Genomic DNA, 16,440 nt, shown 5'->3' with positions numbered 1-16,440 from the left:
TATATCCTTTCTATTACGTATCAGTATCACATAGCACAGGAAGTGTGGCCGCCGCATGACTCATGATGGTAATGCCATAATCGCGGCATCCCTCCTCTTCCAAGACGGTCCGGGCCATCTGCCAGGCCTCTTCCAGCGTAGCCGCCGGAATCTGGCCGCTTCGCCGGATGACATCAAAATTTTCTTTCCGTGTCACGACGTATACGGTCTTCATCGACTGAATGATGCAGCGTGCCTTAAAGGCAACAAATCCGGGCATGAGGAACTGATTGCGCAGTTCGCGTTCACACGCATCCAGGTCATTGCGGAAAAACCAGTCCGTAAAAATAGCCGGTTCCTGAATGTCAGGACATTCCAGTGTAAAGATGAGTATTCCTCCCGGTCTGGTCGCCAGGACGGCATTCATGTGCGCCTTCACAGACTGATACAAATTCAGGTCCTTGGGATATCCGCCGGCAGACGCTATAGTCACATCAGCCAGTTTCTGTATCGGTACACTCCCTATACGAAGCAAATCACGGCATCCTTTTTCCCATGCTGTATTCCAGTGACCGGCTACGACTTCATATAAATCCCCGTCAGGTGTAAATACGGTATTGATGAGAAAGTCGGGCCGGACCATGGCACAGGCTTCCTTCATATCTTCATGGAAGGGATTTCTCTCTAGAGCTCCGGCATGACAACCGGGATGACAGCCACCGCCCGGAACCTCTGAAAGAGCCAGGGAGTGATTGCGCATAATCGTATCAAAGCCGGCAATCCCTGGCAATACGGCTTTCCTCCCGCCGCCAAATCCGGCCATGGGATGGAAGGAAACGGCTCCCGTCAGGATCAGTTTATCGGCCTTTGCCGCCAGGGAATTGATATAGACATCATTACCAAAGCTCGTACGGCCCACGCAGGTCAGGGCACTGGCATCATGGCAGTCATGCTGGACGATGTGCAGGCGGCGCACCATATCGCTGCCGCAGACTATTTCATTTTCTTGTTCCGTGTGAGCCCGGTGGGTTCCCTGGGAAACGAGGACCGTGATCTGATGGTCCTGTACGCCAATACGGTTCAATTCCTGCACCAGTACGGGCAGCATGCGGTCCGTATGAACCAGCCGGGTTATATCACTGACGACGATGCAGACCATATCGGACGGCTGTATGATATCATCCAGAGGCTGGCAGTCAATGGGATGACGCAGGGCCTCCCGTACAGCCTGTTCTTCGTCCTCAACGGCTTCCGCATGAGGGCCATGCAAATCATATAATACATGGTCTTCCGGTATATCTGCCTTTTGATTTCCTTTTCCATAGGGCAATACATATGTCTTCATTCAAATAACCCCCAATGTCCCATATATATGGCCACCAGGACCCGGACAAATAACAATACAAACAGCATAAATGCCAGAATAAAGAGAAATTCTTCAAAATCGTCATCGCGGTCAAACTTATGCCGGAATGTTTTCAAACAATGAGTCAACTGATGCATGAGCGTCACACCTGCCTGTTACGAATGCTCTTCAGGAGAATGAGGAAACAGTTCGTGTACCCAGCGGGCCGATTCCTCATCCTTGCTGATGCCTTTGAGCAGTGTTTTTTCAGAATTTTCCATATGTTTTTTCGCAATTTTACGCGCCTGTGCACTATTGTGGTTGGCTATATTTTCCACGAGCTGCCGGTGTTCTTCCCAGGTTGCTGCCAGGCGGCCCGGATAGTGCATGGAAATAGAACGGAAACGCAGCATCTGTTCCCTGAGGTTATTCAGTATATCGACGAGCCGGTTATTGCGGCTGGCATGGTACAGAACGTCGTGGAATCGGATGTCGGCATCGACGATCTTATCGAAATCATCATTGGCAATATACTCATTAATTTCTACGAGTATCCGTTCCAGGTCCTCCAGTTCATCGGGTGTAATCCGTTCTGCCGCCAGCCCCGCCGACAATTCTTCGAGAGCACTGCGGATTTCAAAGACCTGGGCAATATCCTTGAGAGAAATATCAGCCACATAGGTACCGCGTCTCGGCACCATGACGACAAACCCTTCCAGCTCCAGTTTGCGGATGGCTTCCCGGATAGGCGTGCGGCTGACCCCCAGTTCATCGGCCAGCTGGATTTCCATGAGCCGTTCGCCCGGTTTTAAAACACCATCTTTAATCGCTTTGCGCAATGACTCACTGACGACTTCGCGCAGTGGTTTATACGCATCTAATTTAATCGGTTCCAGCTTTGTATGTCTTGTATTCGTTTCCATCGTATTCAATCCCCCGTAACTAATGTACTGGTAAAGATATCGGCATCACCTGCCAGCTGCCGCAGCCGTCCCGCAACCTCATGATGTTTCAGAGAAGGCGGAACGAGTGCAAAGAGAGTCGGGCCACTGCCTGACATGAGCGGTTTCAGTCCTTCTTTGCGCAATAACTGTTTGAACCGGCTGATTTCCGGCACGTCGGGAATGACCAGTTCTTCAAAGGTATTTCCCAGTGCCGACGTAACCCGTTCCAACAGGCCGGCCCGTACGGCTTCTTCCTGGGCATTGATATCGACCGGAGAACGTACAGGCTGGGAATCAAACAGGCTGTACGCTCTACCCGTATGAACGGCAATATGTGGATGGACGATGAGTACAGGCCAGTCTGGCAGCGAAGGCAGTTTTTTCAGTATTTCCCCAATGCCCGTACCGCGGGCCGTACCACCGCGGATACAAAAGGGAACGTCTGCACCGAGACGTGCGCCGATATGACACAAACGGTCGTAGGAAAGACCCAGGTGCCAGAGCCGGTTCAGGCCGCGCAGAACAGCGGCACAATCGGTACTGCCACCGGCCAATCCGGCAGCGATAGGGATTTTCTTGATAATATGGATACGGACGCCTGCCCTGCCCTTGCAATACGGCCTCAGCGCTTCATACGCCTTGTAGGCCAGGTTAGACTGGTCACAGGGAAGAGCTGGTTCAGAGCAGGAAATTTCCAAAGAATCCGCTTGTTCCAGCTGAATCGTGTCACACAGGCCGATAGACTGGAATACCGTGTCAATGTCATGGTATCCATCTTCACGTCTGCCCGTAATCTGCAGCGCCAGATTGATTTTTCCATATGCTTTTTCTTCTATCATGTTATATCTCCTGTTCTCTGTCCATGATACGCCGTATTTTTCTATTGGGATTTACATTTTTTTGTGTTGAATTAAAACTTACGTATGCTATAATGATGAGACAGCCGGATATCCATGTGACAGGCCGTGTACCGGCGGGCATACGTATACATACAATGCCTGTATTGTAATCTTCATTATAATGTTTTTTTTCGCATTTTACAACGTACTTTCAACTATTCAGATCAGGGAGGCATCATGAAAGTAAAAGAAGATTTCAATTTGAAAGAGTTTCTGATTCCGTACATCGCCACCACCATTGGAAGCTTTATCGCCGCAGCGGGAGTCACGGCATTTTTCATTCCCCACCATCTCCTGAGCGGAGGAATTGGCGGTATTTCCATTCTCATTTATTACCTGACAGGTCTTCCCATCGGTATCGGCATGTTCATCCTGAATATACCAATCATGGCCGCCTGTTACAAGTTCATGGGCCGTCAGTATACGATACTCAGTATTGTCGGAACGATTGTTATTTCCATTGCCTTCGATGCCACGGCCTTTCTGACCGACCTGATGCTTGTCAAGGACCCGATTATTTCCGCCATTACCGGCGGCGCCGTAAACGGTCTCGGCATGGGAATCATTTACAAGTACAACGGAAACAGCGGCGGCCTGGATGTCGTCGGAGCCATCGTGAAAAAATATTATTCCCTGGAAATGGGGAATGTCGTCATGATTCTCAACGGCTTCATCCTCATTTTTGCAGCTTACTTATTCACGCTGGAACTGGCTGTCCTGACCTTCGTCGGAGTCTATATTTCTGCCTTTGTCACCAACAAAGTCGTCGTCGGGCTCAAACAGCGCAAATCGGTCGTCATCATTTCAAACCGGGCCAGCATGATTGCCCAGGTCCTGATGCGCTATACCGGTCATGGCGCCACGTATCTCCATGGTCAGGGTGCTTATACGATGCAGGATAAGCAGATTGTCTATGCCATCATTAAACTGACGGAAGTATCTAAGGTAAAAGAACTGGTAAACAAACTGGATCCCCAGGCATTCATGATCATCAGCGACGCATCAGAAGTCGTAGGACAGGGTTTTACCCGCCCGGCTGCCAAAGATGATGATATACAGAAATCGTCCATGGGAATTCCCCACACAAAAAACACACTGCCACCAGAATATTAATCGGATTTACATCAAAAGGGCTGTCACACGAAGCAGAATTGTTTCGTGTGACAGCCCTTCTTACGGTATAAAATAAACGAAATACTATATGCGCAGTTCGTTCGTATCGCGGTATATGAGCCATTCGGCAATGTTGTTGGCATGGTCGGCCATGCGTTCAATATATTTTACCACCAGGACGATGGCGATATAATCACGGGAGTTTTCCGGATGGGCTGTAATTTCTTTAGAGATTTCTGCCATGATAGAATTAAATGCCATATCGACAATATCATCCTTGTCACGCATCATCCCGGCACGGCCAGCTGATCCTTTTTCTTTATAAAAATCGATGACATCGCTGACCATAGACGACATGACGCCATACATTTCCCTAAGGCCTGCCGGCAGAGGTACATTATGGTGCGTTTTTTCCAGATGGATGACATAATGGCTGATATCGGCACAGTGATCAGCTATCCGTTCCAGATCGGAAAGGATTTTCAATGTAGCCATCAGAGCGCGGTAATCGGCTGCAACAGGGCCCTGCATCATGCTGATCGTCAGGTCTTTTTTCATGCAGTCCCTGACCATCGTATCGATTTCATCATCGCCGTTATAAATCCGGTTAGCCAGTTCGATGTCTTTCTGTTCCAGTGCTTTCCAGGCATTATCGACGGCCTGCTCCACTTTTATGCCTAATTCGATCATTTCATTGCGCAGTTCCGTCACGGATTTCTCGTAAACTTCTAACATAATGTATAGACGCTCCCCTCTTAGCCGAACCGGCCTGTAATGTATTCTTCCGTCTTCGGATTGGACGGATTGGTGAACATATCCAGCGTATTATTGAATTCAATCAGTTCCCCCAAAAGGAAAAACGCTGTCTTATCGGATATACGACGTGCCTGCTGCATGCTGTGCGTTACGATGACGATGGTATAATTTTCTTTTAATTCCAGTGCCAGATCTTCGATTTTCTGTGTGGAAATCGGGTCCAGTGCCGACGTCGGTTCGTCCATGAGAATGACCGACGGGTCAGCTGCCAGCGTGCGGGCAATGCACAGACGCTGCTGCTGGCCGCCGGAAAGTCCAAGGGCACTCTTCTGGAGACGGTCCTTCATTTCATCCCAGCAGGCTGCCTGACGGAGACTTTTTTCAACGATTTCATCGAGTTTCTGTTTATTTTTAATGCCCTGGATACGAGGGCCGTAGGCAATGTTTTCATAGATGCTCTTTGGGAACGGTGTCGGCTGTTGGAAGACCATGCCAACCCGATAACGCAAAGCCAGGGGATCGACTTCTTTAAAAATATCTCTTCCTTCAAAGAGAATTTTACCGGTGACACGACATCCCTCCACCCAGTCATTCATGCGATTCAGTGTTTTCAAAAACGTCGATTTTCCGCAGCCGGAAGGTCCGATGAGGGCAGTGATTTCATGTTTTTTTATTTTCATACTGATACTATTCAGCGCCTGGAAATCACCATAGAACAAATCCATATCGGTAACATCAAATGTATATTCCGCTGTGCCAGCAGCTTCCTGTGCTACAGCTTGTTCCTGTGCCCGTACTGCTCCCTGTTTTTTTTCAATTTCCGCAGCGGCAAAGCCGGTCAGTGTTTTCGTCATTTCTGCCATTATTTATTTCCTCCCATTTTTTTGTCGATGCGGTAGCTCAGATACCGGGCTGCCAGGCTGAAAGACAGGACCATAATCATCAAGATTGCCGACGAAGCCGCCGCCTGCTGGGCAGCATCGACCTGAAGTGCTTCCGTACGCAGGGCCCAGATATTCAGGGCCAGTGTTTCACCGGGCCGGAACGGATTCAAGGGGCATGATGTAGAAGTAATATCCCAGTTCGTCCAGTTGATATCCGTAGACATACCGGCTGTAAACATCAGTGCAGCCGCTTCCCCGAAGCCACGGCCGGCAGCCATGATGAGCCCCGTCATAATGCGCGGGAAGCAGGCTGGTAGCAGGACCCGCCAGATAGTCTGCCAATGGGAAGCCCCCAGTCCCAGGCTGCCGTTACGGTAACTGGACGGCAGATTGCGCAGCGCATCTTCCGTAACCGATGTGACCAGCGGCAATGTCAGGATAGAAACGGCCAGTGCGCCGGCAAACAGGTTCCACTGCGAACCGGTCATGACGATAAATACGAGGTAGCCAAACAAGCCGACGACGATGGATGGCAGGGATGCCAGCGTTTCTACGGCCATGCGGACCCAGTGGGTCAGGCGGCCTTTCTTTGCATATTCAGCCAGAAAAATACCTGCGGGAATCCCCGTAATCGTACTGGCGACCAGGGCCAGAAAAACAAGGTAAATCGTATTAAAGAACATGTTGCCCAGCCCCTGGGGACCAAAGGAGAGCATCTTTCCCGTCATGCCGCTGACCCCGTCGATGACGACGTACAAGACAAAGGCGATGAGCAGAATGACGGCAAAGGCTGCCCCGGCGACGAAAATCCGGGTCATGCATGCATCTTTTCTTTTTTTTGCTTCTACACTAATCATATTAGTTTCTGCCTCCTTTTAATTCGGAAGCGGCATTGATTTGATGGATAATAAAGATAAAAAGGAACGATAACAGGAACAGCACCAGTGCCATCGTCCACAGCGCGGCATTATATTCGCCGCCTTCCATGGCACCACCCATATCGGCAGATATAGCTGTCGTCAGCGTGCTGGCCGGTAAAAAGAGAGATGTGGGAAAGACTTTCATCTGACCGATGACCATGGCGACAGCCAGCGCTTCTCCCAATGCTCTGGCCAGCCCCAGGATGATACCAGTAAAAATGCCACTCTTGGCTGCAGGCAGAACGACATGAGCGATTGTTTCCCAGCGTGTAGCCCCCAGGCCGTACGACGCTTCCCGCCAGGACTTGGGAACGGCTGCCATAGCATCGGCTGCCATAGTCGTGATGGTCGGGAAAATCATGATCGCCAAAACAATGCCTGCTGCCAATACGGAAAAGCCAAAAGGCATGGGGAACAGTTTCCGCAGTGCCGGAATCAGTACGGTCATGCCGACAAAGCCATATACGACCGATGGAATACCCGTAAAGAGTTCGATAGCCGGCTGAATCAGACGGCGGCGCTGAGGCGTCGCAATTTCTGTCATGTAAATGGATGAAGCCATGCTAAAAGGCAGGGAAATAAGCAGTGCCAGTGCACATGTGACCAGTGAACCGGTCAGAAACATAGCCGCGCCGACCTGTCCGCCGCCTTCTGCCGTATCACTCGGCTTCCACTGGCCGGAAAATAAAAATTCCGTTACACTGTGACCGAATGTAAAGAATGTATCTGTGCCTTTAATAAAGAGAAAAGCGCCAATGAGAAGCGGCACCAGTGCCATACCGATGCCGCAAATCGTGATAAAGGTCCTGGCTGCCTTCTCGTTGCGGTGGGCCTTCCGGACTACCGTATCGATTGCCTTCATAACCTGTCCCCCTATAAGAAACAGCGTGCCGGATTTTATGATAAAACCCGGCGCCGCCTTATTTGAATGAATGTACTTAGTGAACTTCTTTGGTCTGCATCTTGGAGCTTACACCATAACCGAGTTCTTCAATCCGTTTGCCGTAATCGGCACCCTGGATGAATTCGATAAAGGCTTTAACAGCTGCTTTCGGTTCTTTGCTGGTGTAAATGTGTTCATATCCCCAGACACTGTATGTACCGTTATAGGTATTTTCCAGCGTCGGTGCCACACCGTCGATAGAAACGGAATCTACGCTGCTGTCTTTGATGAGATAGGGAAGAGCGACATAACCAATAGCACCGGGGTTCTGGGCTACGCTCTGGATGAGAATACCGGAGTTATCTGTTTCCAGGGATTTGTTGTCCGCTTCTTCAGCACCATTGATGGCATACTGTTTAAAGAGGGCCCGTGTACCAGACGTTTTCGGCCGCGTTACGAGAACGATTGGCATATCTTTGCCGCCAACATCTTTCCAGTTGGTAATTTTAGCGGTGAAGATATCCTGCAGCTGCTGACGCGTGAGATTCTTTACTCCTACATCTTTATTAATAATCGTAGCGACCGTCATAACGCAGACTTTATGGTCTTCCAGTTTTTCTGCTTTGGCCTTGTCCAGTTTCGTTTCAGCCGGGACATCGGAGTTGCCCATATCGACGGATCCATCGGATACCTGTTTCAGACCCGTGCCGGAACCACCTGCATTCAGGGTAATGGTAACATCCTTATTTCCCGCCTTGAACTGTTCGGCTGCGTCTTTAACCAGTGGCAGCAGCGCAGAAGAACCGGAACCGGTAATACTGCCGGAAACAGCTGCCTGCTTGCCAGAAGCACCCTTATCCTTATCTCCGGAACTGCCGCATCCGGCAGCCGTCACAACCATCATAGCGGCTAAGGCTACGAGAACTAATTTTTTCCATTTCATCGTAAATCGTCTCCTTTGTGGAAATTGGTTTCCTTGTTCGATTGCAACCTTATGGTAACAAGGCCGTGTAAGGAATCTATGTAAAGAATGTAAAGATTCTGTCAAAAAAATCCCATTCCTACTGTCTCCCAAAATCCCATGAAACTAAAAAAAATGTTGCCCCGACTGTCTTCTCCCACTGGGAGAGGACGGCCGGGGCAGCACCTCTGGTTATCCTATATTTTATTTATATGGTATTACATCTGTATGACATCGTCCTGTGGATTCATCAGCTTCTGTCACGCTTTTGATAGACCGGCAGTGTTGCCGCCGCATAGGGCATGACGGTAACAGTATAGTCCGTCTTGTTTTCTGCCTGCAGCGTCTTCTGCGCCATCTGCCAGGCCTCTTCCATCGTCTCTGCCGGAATTTCTCCGGTCCTGCGAATGACTTCAAAGTAGGCCCGGTCGGTAACAATGTACACTTCTTTCATCATCCGTATGAGACAACGGGTCTTATATGCCGAGAAGGCAGGAATGGTAAAATGCTGGCGCACGGCAGACAGCACCTCGTCGAGGTCATCCCGGAAAAACCAGTCCGTGAAGTCCGCCGGTTCATACATATCGGGGCAGGCCATGGCCAGAATCAGGATACCGCCCGGCTTTACAGCAAAAACGGCATTCATATGAGCCTTGGTTGCCTGATACAAATTGATATCTTTGGGATGTCCCCCGGCTGACCCGATCACGACATCCGACAGATGCTCAATGGGCACGCCGTCCAGTGCCAAGAGGCGCCGGCATCCTTCCTGCCATGCCGTCTGCCAGTCGCCGCTTACGACATCGTGTAATTTTCCCTCCGCCGTGAGGACCAGGTTGACGAGAAAGGCCGGTTTCAAGAAAGCCGCTCCTTCCATCATATCGCAGTGGATGGGATTGTCTGAAAGTTTTCCCGCATCACATCGGGAATCCATCCCGTACGGGCAGACAGGATTCAATGCCAGGGCATGGTTAGTCATAATGGTGTCATAGCCGGCAATTCCCGGCAGTACGGCCTTGCGGCCGCCGCCAAAACCCGCCATATCGTGGAACGAAACAGCCCCGGTCAAGATGACCGTATCGGCTTCTACAGCCAGGCGGTTCAATTTCACATCATTACCATAAGATGTCGTTCCCACTGATACGAGTTGATTTTCATCATGACAATCATGCTGGACGATGTTCAGACGCTGCATCATATCCCGGCCACATACGGCCGCCGTTTCCTCTTCCGTCTGTTGGCGATGCGTGCCCAGGGCGACGAGGACCGTAATCTGATCATCAGCAATGCCTGCCTCTTCCAATTCTGCCACAATAGCCCGCAGCATGCGGTCCGTATGAACCGCCCGGGTCATATCACTGACAATGATGACGACCGTGCCGCCCGGCTTTACACAATCCACCAGAGGACGGCTGTCTATGGGATGGCGCAGGGAATAGCGGATTGCCTCTTCCTCATGGGCTGTTTCTTTTGTTTGGGTGCTGGTGAAGTGATACTGTATATGCTGTTCGTCCAGAACCAGAGACTGTGTTCCAGTTCCGTAGGGAAACTCAAATGATTTCATGCCCTTCAATCTGCCTTTCCTTAGTTTGTATGATACAGGGGAAATGAAACAGTAATCGTCGTCCCTTCCCATTCTTTGCTCTGAAGAGAAATCTTCCCCTGATGTTGTTCTACGATATGCTTGACAATGGCCAGTCCCAGCCCACTGCCGGAAATCGCCTGGGATCGGCTGGCATCAGCGCGGTAAAACCGCTCAAATACGCGTTTTTGCTTATCTTCCGGAATGCCGATGCCCGTATCGCGGACGATAAGCAGGACCCGGTGTTCTTCAGAGCGGACGGTCACATACACATGACCGCCGGGCCGGTTATATTTTACGGCATTATCGATGAGATTCATGACAACTTCTCTCAGGCGGCCCGTTTCTCCCCATACAGGCACTTTTTCCAATGCACAATGGACAGTGACCTGTTTTTCATGAAGGACCGGTTCCATAAATCCTACGACATCCTGCACAATGCCTTCCAGATAGACAGGCTGGCATTCCTGTACTTTCCGCCGCTCCTCAATACGGGATAAATGAATGATTTCCTCAATCATGGCAAGCAGCCGTTCGGCCTGCTCGTGGATCCGGCTGCCAAAATGCTGGGCATCTTCCTTATTTTTAAACATGCCGGCCGACAGTATTTCAGAAAATCCCCGGATAGACGTAAGGGGTGTCTTCAGTTCGTGAGAAACATTCGACGTAAATTCCCGGCGCAGCTGTTCCCGCCGTTCCCGTTCCGTTATATCGTCGAGAATGAACAGGATACCGTATACTTCCTTATTTTTATACACTGGCTGTACGGTCAGCTGATACAGCAGGTCATCTTTGCTCAGCCGCTGTTCCTGCGCTACCCCGGATATATCATTGCCACGGATAGCCTGCCAGTCTGGTTCTGTAAACAGAGATGGCAGGGAAAGCCCCGTCACGGCCAAATCACGGCGCAGGTTCAGGACAGAAAGAGCACACTGATTGATGACCAGTACTTTATAGGATGTGTCGGTCAGGATAACGCCTTCCTGAAGATTTTCCAGCATCAGACGGATGATATTCCGCTGTTTTTCCAGCGTCTGGATCGTGTGTTCTATCGTCTGGCTCTGTTCGAGTATTTTTTCTACCAGTGGTCTCAATTCACTGTATACAGGCGGCACTTTTCCACGGATACTATCGGGGGAACCAATATGTTCCATAATCAGGGCAGTCCGGCGTAACGGCGTCAGAAGACTGGCCGTCAGTTTACGCGACGCCACGATGCAGCAAAGAGACATACACAGCAGGAGCAGGCACAAGAGAGGCAGCAGAGATACAAAATGAGCATACAGAGAGTCCCGTTCCAGGCTGAGCCTGAGGACGGATCCATCATCCAGCCTCCGGGCCTGATAATACAACATCTTTGACAATGTATGGGAATCCCTGACGGAAGAACCAGATCCTGTACGCAAAGCCTTTTGCACTTCCGGTCGTTCCAGATGGTTTTCCATCGCCGCCCGGTCATAATCCGACTCGTATAATACACTGCCATCCGGCCCAATCCAGGTAATCCTCATGATTCCTTTTTCCGCATGGCCCGTTTCCTGCAGATAGGCTAAGGGACTATCCACCTGCTTTATTCCTGCCGTCAGCACGGTCATCGTATTTTTGAGCTCTTCCTCAGCCTGTCCCTGCAGGGAGTGCCAGACAAGGATACTATACAGGATCATCGTGACTGCCATACAGGCAAATCCGATGGCCAGCAGGCTGAGATAAATGCGCTTTTTCATTTTATTTTAGTTTTTAAGGACATAACCGACACCGCGTATGGTGTAAATGATCCGGTTATTGGTGCCTAACTTTTGACGCAGGCTGCGGATATGCATATCGATAGTGCGTGTTTCCCCTTCATAGGAAAACCCCCAGACGGCCTCCATAATACGTTCCCGCGTCAGGACAATGTTCTGGTTAATCATCATATAGCGCAGCAATTCAAATTCTTTAACAGTAAGAGGACACGCCGTACCATTTACCGTCACTTCATGCCGTTCCTCATCCATACGGATTGGTCCGCATTCTAATATATGCGGCATTTCTTTTCTCGCCTGGCAGCGGCGGAGTACGGCATGGATACGGGATGTCAGTTCTACGATACCAAAGGGTTTTTTGACGTAATCGTCGGCTCCTTCATTCAGTCCCTTGGCAATATCAAATTCACTGGTTTTCGCTGTAAGCATGATAACCGGCAGCGTTTTATATGCGGCCTGATCACGCAGACGGCTCAGGATACTCAGGCCGCTTTCGCCAGGCAGCATAATATCGAGGAGAACAAGATCTGGCTTTTCACTTTCCATCGCCTGCCAGAATTCATGGCTGTCTGCCATCGTTTTTACAGCGAAATTCTGACTTTCCAGCGCATACCCTATGAGCTCCCGGATACTTGCATCATCTTCTACACAATAAATTAAAGACACGTGTACCACCCTTCCTTCAGGTCATTATATGTTACAGTAAAGTATACAAACAAAATATGTATACACTATGTAACTTCTGTAAAAGATATGTAAAAAGCAGCTGCGCCCAGGCACAGCTGCCGGATAATTAGAAATCTAAATCTTTAGATATAAGCTGAACTTCCCATTCTTTATCCACCTGCTTGTACGTAACGGTGGCGATAAAAGAGTGAAGATCACGGACCCATGTAAAGTTGCGGTCGTCAATATTGCCATTATCGAGATTCTTGTTAAAGGTGAACATAATCGTATCGAGAGGCGTCAGGACATATCCTACCGAGAACCCTTTCTGGCGGGGATGATCTATCGTATCGAACCGGTACGGCGTATATCCGCTCAGATTATGTTTTTTATACCAGAAACTCGTCCACAGCCGCGAATTGATACCCTGATTGAGGACAACGCCCCAGTACGGATCCTTCCGTACGGCATCGCGGTAAGAATACAAATCCTTCCGGTATCCCGTAAAGAAGCGGAGATTGGCCTTTGACCATAAATGAATGGGATTATGGGTCAGTTCTGTCCGGAACCCCTTATGCGTACCTTCCCGGTCTCCTTCGGCCCAACGGCCCCAGCTGGCACTGCCATCGATATAAATACCAGAATTTCCCGCATAGATACGGGGCATATAATAGCGCAGTTCCGGCCAGCGCGTAGCCCAGATATGATCGTCGTTATCGGTACTTTCTTCCTTGCTGTACCCGAATGTAAAGGTACCGACAGGCGTCCTTTTGCCGACTTTAAGGCCTGGCTTAAACCCTTCTTTAGAGTAAACGGCATAGTTCACATCCATATAGAGGTCCCCGTTGCGATTCATGGGGAACCGGGCATCGCCGCGAAGGCCGATGCCATTATCATTATTATACGTAGGCCGTGGAAGAAGCGAAAAAATCCACGGTTTCTGATTCCGGTCTTTGTCCAGCCGGCCTTCATAATGTCCATACGTGAAGAGACAGATATTCTTGAACCACAATTTCGTATTTTCTGCAGTAAACTTTTCGCCGGGATAAATATGAATATCATCACCGGTAATATAATAATCCGGCGTCTTAGCTACGGCATGAGGTGTCGTAATGAGCCCGTGTCTGACATATCCCGAGCCATCGTACATTTCTGCCCCGGTGCCGCGGATATAGGTCGTAGGATCAATAAAACCCTGAACCGTATCCATGGAAGCGGCAGGACCTGTACCAGAATAGGTAAGGCCTGTCGTTTCCAAAGCCATCGTACTATCCAGATAAACCGCTTTTCCCGATGTATGATACACCTGGGACTTGGTATTGCCTTCTATCGTATTGGCATGGATTTCATCCATGCCCCGCATGACGTCCACATTGCCACGACCTGCAACGAATCCGTCATTGCCGCGGACCAGGAGTTTGTCTGCCGTCATATGGACAGGCTGCTGAGGCAGGACTACATCATGGGCAGCCGAAGCTTCATCCAGATTGACGGCCTGCACGCCGCCTGCTGTCGTCCGGGCTACCGGTAATACGTCTTCCCTATGATTTTTTATTGTAATGCTGCTCTTGTCAGCCGGAACGTCCTGGGCAGAAATCTGCAAAGAAAGAGGCAGTAATGCCGAAAGGACAGCCACTGTCAAACGTTTATTCATCTATGTCACCTGTCAGTTATTCATTAGTCGGTGTAATCGTCACAGTAGACTGGATATCGTCGGAGTCTGCCGCATCATCGTGTTCCAGCGGCACAGGAGTCACCGCTTCCGCCTGTTTTAATTCCGCTGTTGTCGTGTCTGTCGCCGGGTTTTCATCCGGTACGGTACGGCTTACAGAAGAAGACGGTACAGCGACGCCGCTGGCTGCCATATCCGCCGTAGCCGTATCTGTTTTTTCCCCATCCTGGCGGAATCCGACCACATCTGTATTCGCCTTCGTTTCTGCATACATGACCGTGCCCACGGGAATATCGACATCATTTCCCTTGACAAAAAGCCCGCCTACCAGGCCGACCGGTCCGAGGATGATAGCGCCCGCAGCCGATGCTCCGACAGCCCCGGCTGTACGTTTGTACTGTTCTTTCGTCTTTTCGCCTACAGTCAGTTCCACCGGGGTTCCATCGGCAGCCCGTACCGTATGATACGAAATTTCTATTTTTCCATCGCGGCCGAACCGTCCAGCCTTGCGTGCCTTGCTGACTGTCGCGTCTGTTTCCATTCCCCGGGGAATGGCCACGACATCTCCCACCTGAACGTCTTCAGCTACAATGAACCGTACCGTATCGCCTTCCGTTAGTGTCTTGGACTGGATGGGATCCATATTTTTCATCGTAACAATTGTTCCGGCCGGAACCGATACGGTTTCCGAGGTGAATTTCTTATTTCCCAGAAGGCTCGTCCGCAATGCATGGACACGCCCGGAAAGAGATCCCGTAGCTGCTTTGCCGTCCAGACCTTCTTCTAATTCGGAAACGCGGCTTACCAGTGGTTCTTCCGTGATTTTGCCGGAATACTGCCACTGCATCATATTGACAGCTGCCAAAAGTGATAAATCAGAACCTGAATTTCCGTATACATCGGTATATAAGGAATCAGTCCGGCTCTGGACACTGCCAGAAAGTCCGGCTTGTCCATTCAATGTCTTATCCAGTGCCCGGATCCGGTCGTTGAGTGACCCGCTCTGCGGAGCACCATATACAGTCGTTTCTACCTTTTCGGCTTTTTCCAGAATTGTATAGTCGGCCGCGCCGGCAGCCATCGTACCGCATACTGCCAGGACAGCCAGTAAGCAGGCCGCTTTCTTTCTCCACATGCTGCATCCCTCCATTATATGTCACATACATCGTATGCCATAGCATTCGTATAAATTTTTTTGTCTATTCTATATAATTATATCGGTTTCATATGTAAAAAGCAACACTAGCAGTAATAATAACCTGCGTGTCCATCCTGCCGGCAGGAACATCGAAGTAACAAAAAAAGCATCGCATTCCGGTCCCGGCCACAATGCGATGCCTCGTTTACTTTTTCCTGCCTTCTACGCCCGGCGTTTGTTTGCCTGTTTTTTACGCCACCATAAAAATCCATAAATGGCGACGACAATAACCGTCAGAACGAGCAGTCGTTCCCAATGTTCATTAATCCGCAGTAAATCGTGGCCAAACCACACTTCGACAACGACCGCCGGAATTTTTCCAATGGCATTGGCAATAAAATGATCCCTGTAGGAAATATGGCTCAAAGCACTGAACGCCGTCACTACTACATTGGGAGAATACGGGATAGCCCGTCCCAGCATGATGGTACGTATACAGCTGTAAGAGTCCAGTTTTTCCAGCTTATTGCTGCGCTGAATCACTTTTTTTGCCTGATTCCTCAGCAGCGTCCGCGTCAGCCGGAAACTCACTTCAATTCCCAGTACTTCACCGATCCAGGAAATAATAATCCCCGGCACCAGTCCGAAAATAACGCCATTTACCGTCAGAAAGGGAATAGACGGAATAGCCAGCGCATTGGCAAATACAATCATGAATACACTGACCAGAATGGCACTATAGCCAAAAGACGCAATATAATCGGTCAGACCATCCAGATCGCCTTCCACAGTCAGCCGCCACATGGTCGAATAAAAATCTGGCAGAAACCACTGGATGGACCACAGGAACAGAATTACCGCCAATACGCCGATAATCCGTACAGTCCAGCCTATTGTCTTATCAGTCATATGGATACTATCCTCTTTTTACCCTTTGCAATAACCTTAAAAAGGCT

General features: G+C 49.8%; 16 protein-coding genes. 1 reads left to right on the top strand and 15 read right to left on the bottom strand.

Annotated features, from left to right (window positions below):
- Window positions 1–13 precede the first annotated feature (13 nt).
- Genes larA (B2U90_RS09015) through ispE form a run of 4 tightly spaced genes read right to left on the bottom strand, consistent with a single transcriptional unit; the run spans window position 14 to window position 3,107 of the window.
- Complete coding sequence (gene larA / locus B2U90_RS09015) at window positions 14–1,324, bottom strand: nickel-dependent lactate racemase (RefSeq protein WP_292017614.1); 1,311 nt, start codon at window positions 1,322–1,324, stop codon at window positions 14–16.
- Window positions 1,321–1,482: a hypothetical protein gene (locus B2U90_RS09010; RefSeq protein ID WP_170087610.1), complete on the bottom strand. Its 162-nt coding sequence runs from the start codon at window positions 1,480–1,482 to the stop codon at window positions 1,321–1,323. Before B2U90_RS09010 ends, larA (B2U90_RS09015) begins: the two co-directional genes overlap by 4 nt.
- An 18-nt stretch (window positions 1,483–1,500) precedes the next feature.
- Window positions 1,501–2,247, bottom strand: coding sequence for a GntR family transcriptional regulator (locus B2U90_RS09005; RefSeq protein WP_113855443.1), 747 nt, complete (start codon window positions 2,245–2,247; stop codon window positions 1,501–1,503).
- 5 nt (window positions 2,248–2,252) lie between these two features.
- Entirely contained in the window at window positions 2,253–3,107 is an 855-nt protein-coding gene (gene ispE / locus B2U90_RS09000) for a 4-(cytidine 5'-diphospho)-2-C-methyl-D-erythritol kinase (RefSeq protein ID WP_150824738.1), read from the bottom strand.
- 237 nt (window positions 3,108–3,344) lie between these two features.
- Here ispE and B2U90_RS08995 point away from each other — a divergent pair, with 237 nt between their 5' ends.
- Complete coding sequence (locus B2U90_RS08995; RefSeq protein WP_075581997.1) at window positions 3,345–4,280, top strand: YitT family protein; 936 nt, start codon at window positions 3,345–3,347, stop codon at window positions 4,278–4,280.
- An 84-nt stretch (window positions 4,281–4,364) separates the two neighbouring features.
- On the opposite strand, the gene phoU is transcribed toward B2U90_RS08995, so the two are convergent.
- The 11 genes from phoU to B2U90_RS08940 all read right to left on the bottom strand — a co-directional run bounded on the left by phoU (window position 4,365) and on the right by B2U90_RS08940 (window position 16,393).
- Window positions 4,365–5,015 carry a phosphate signaling complex protein PhoU gene (phoU, locus tag B2U90_RS08990; protein WP_292017613.1) on the bottom strand — a complete coding sequence of 217 codons (651 nt, stop codon included), beginning with the start codon at window positions 5,013–5,015 and terminating at the stop codon, window positions 4,365–4,367.
- Between the two features lie 20 nt (window positions 5,016–5,035).
- Window positions 5,036–5,899 carry a phosphate ABC transporter ATP-binding protein PstB gene (gene pstB, locus B2U90_RS08985; RefSeq protein ID WP_292017612.1) on the bottom strand — a complete coding sequence of 288 codons (864 nt, stop codon included), beginning with the start codon at window positions 5,897–5,899 and terminating at the stop codon, window positions 5,036–5,038.
- Window positions 5,899–6,777 carry a phosphate ABC transporter permease PstA gene (pstA, locus tag B2U90_RS08980; protein WP_075581994.1) on the bottom strand — a complete coding sequence of 293 codons (879 nt, stop codon included), beginning with the start codon at window positions 6,775–6,777 and terminating at the stop codon, window positions 5,899–5,901. The genes pstB and pstA overlap by 1 nt, the downstream gene beginning before the upstream one ends.
- Before the next feature lies 1 nt (window position 6,778).
- Complete coding sequence (gene pstC, locus B2U90_RS08975) at window positions 6,779–7,702, bottom strand: phosphate ABC transporter permease subunit PstC (RefSeq protein ID WP_075581993.1); 924 nt, start codon at window positions 7,700–7,702, stop codon at window positions 6,779–6,781.
- Between the two features lie 76 nt (window positions 7,703–7,778).
- Window positions 7,779–8,666: a phosphate ABC transporter substrate-binding protein gene (locus B2U90_RS08970; RefSeq protein WP_059076731.1), complete on the bottom strand. Its 888-nt coding sequence runs from the start codon at window positions 8,664–8,666 to the stop codon at window positions 7,779–7,781.
- A 268-nt stretch (window positions 8,667–8,934) separates the two neighbouring features.
- A complete protein-coding gene (larA, locus tag B2U90_RS08965; protein ID WP_150824172.1) occupies window positions 8,935–10,248 on the bottom strand; it encodes a nickel-dependent lactate racemase in 1,314 nt (437 codons plus the stop codon).
- 20 nt (window positions 10,249–10,268) lie between these two features.
- Window positions 10,269–11,990: a sensor histidine kinase gene (locus B2U90_RS08960; protein ID WP_292017611.1), complete on the bottom strand. Its 1,722-nt coding sequence runs from the start codon at window positions 11,988–11,990 to the stop codon at window positions 10,269–10,271.
- A gap of 6 nt (window positions 11,991–11,996) precedes the next feature.
- On the bottom strand, window positions 11,997–12,674 hold the full coding sequence (locus B2U90_RS08955; RefSeq protein WP_113855435.1) for a response regulator transcription factor: 678 nt from the start codon (window positions 12,672–12,674) through the stop codon (window positions 11,997–11,999).
- 127 nt (window positions 12,675–12,801) lie between these two features.
- Window positions 12,802–14,328, bottom strand: a complete 1,527-nt coding sequence (locus B2U90_RS08950; RefSeq protein ID WP_059076728.1) for a hypothetical protein — start codon at window positions 14,326–14,328, stop codon at window positions 12,802–12,804.
- A 16-nt stretch (window positions 14,329–14,344) separates the two neighbouring features.
- A complete protein-coding gene (locus tag B2U90_RS08945) occupies window positions 14,345–15,481 on the bottom strand; it encodes a hypothetical protein (protein ID WP_113855433.1) in 1,137 nt (378 codons plus the stop codon).
- 225 nt (window positions 15,482–15,706) lie between these two features.
- A complete protein-coding gene (locus tag B2U90_RS08940; RefSeq protein ID WP_059076726.1) occupies window positions 15,707–16,393 on the bottom strand; it encodes a TVP38/TMEM64 family protein in 687 nt (228 codons plus the stop codon).
- Between the last annotated feature and the right edge of the window lie 47 nt (window positions 16,394–16,440).

Origin of the sequence: Megasphaera sp. UBA4233, assembly GCF_002395615.1 — a bacterium.
GTDB classification, from domain to species: domain Bacteria; phylum Bacillota; class Negativicutes; order Veillonellales; family Megasphaeraceae; genus Megasphaera; species Megasphaera hexanoica.
This window is presented reverse-complemented; position numbering and strand designations above follow the sequence as displayed.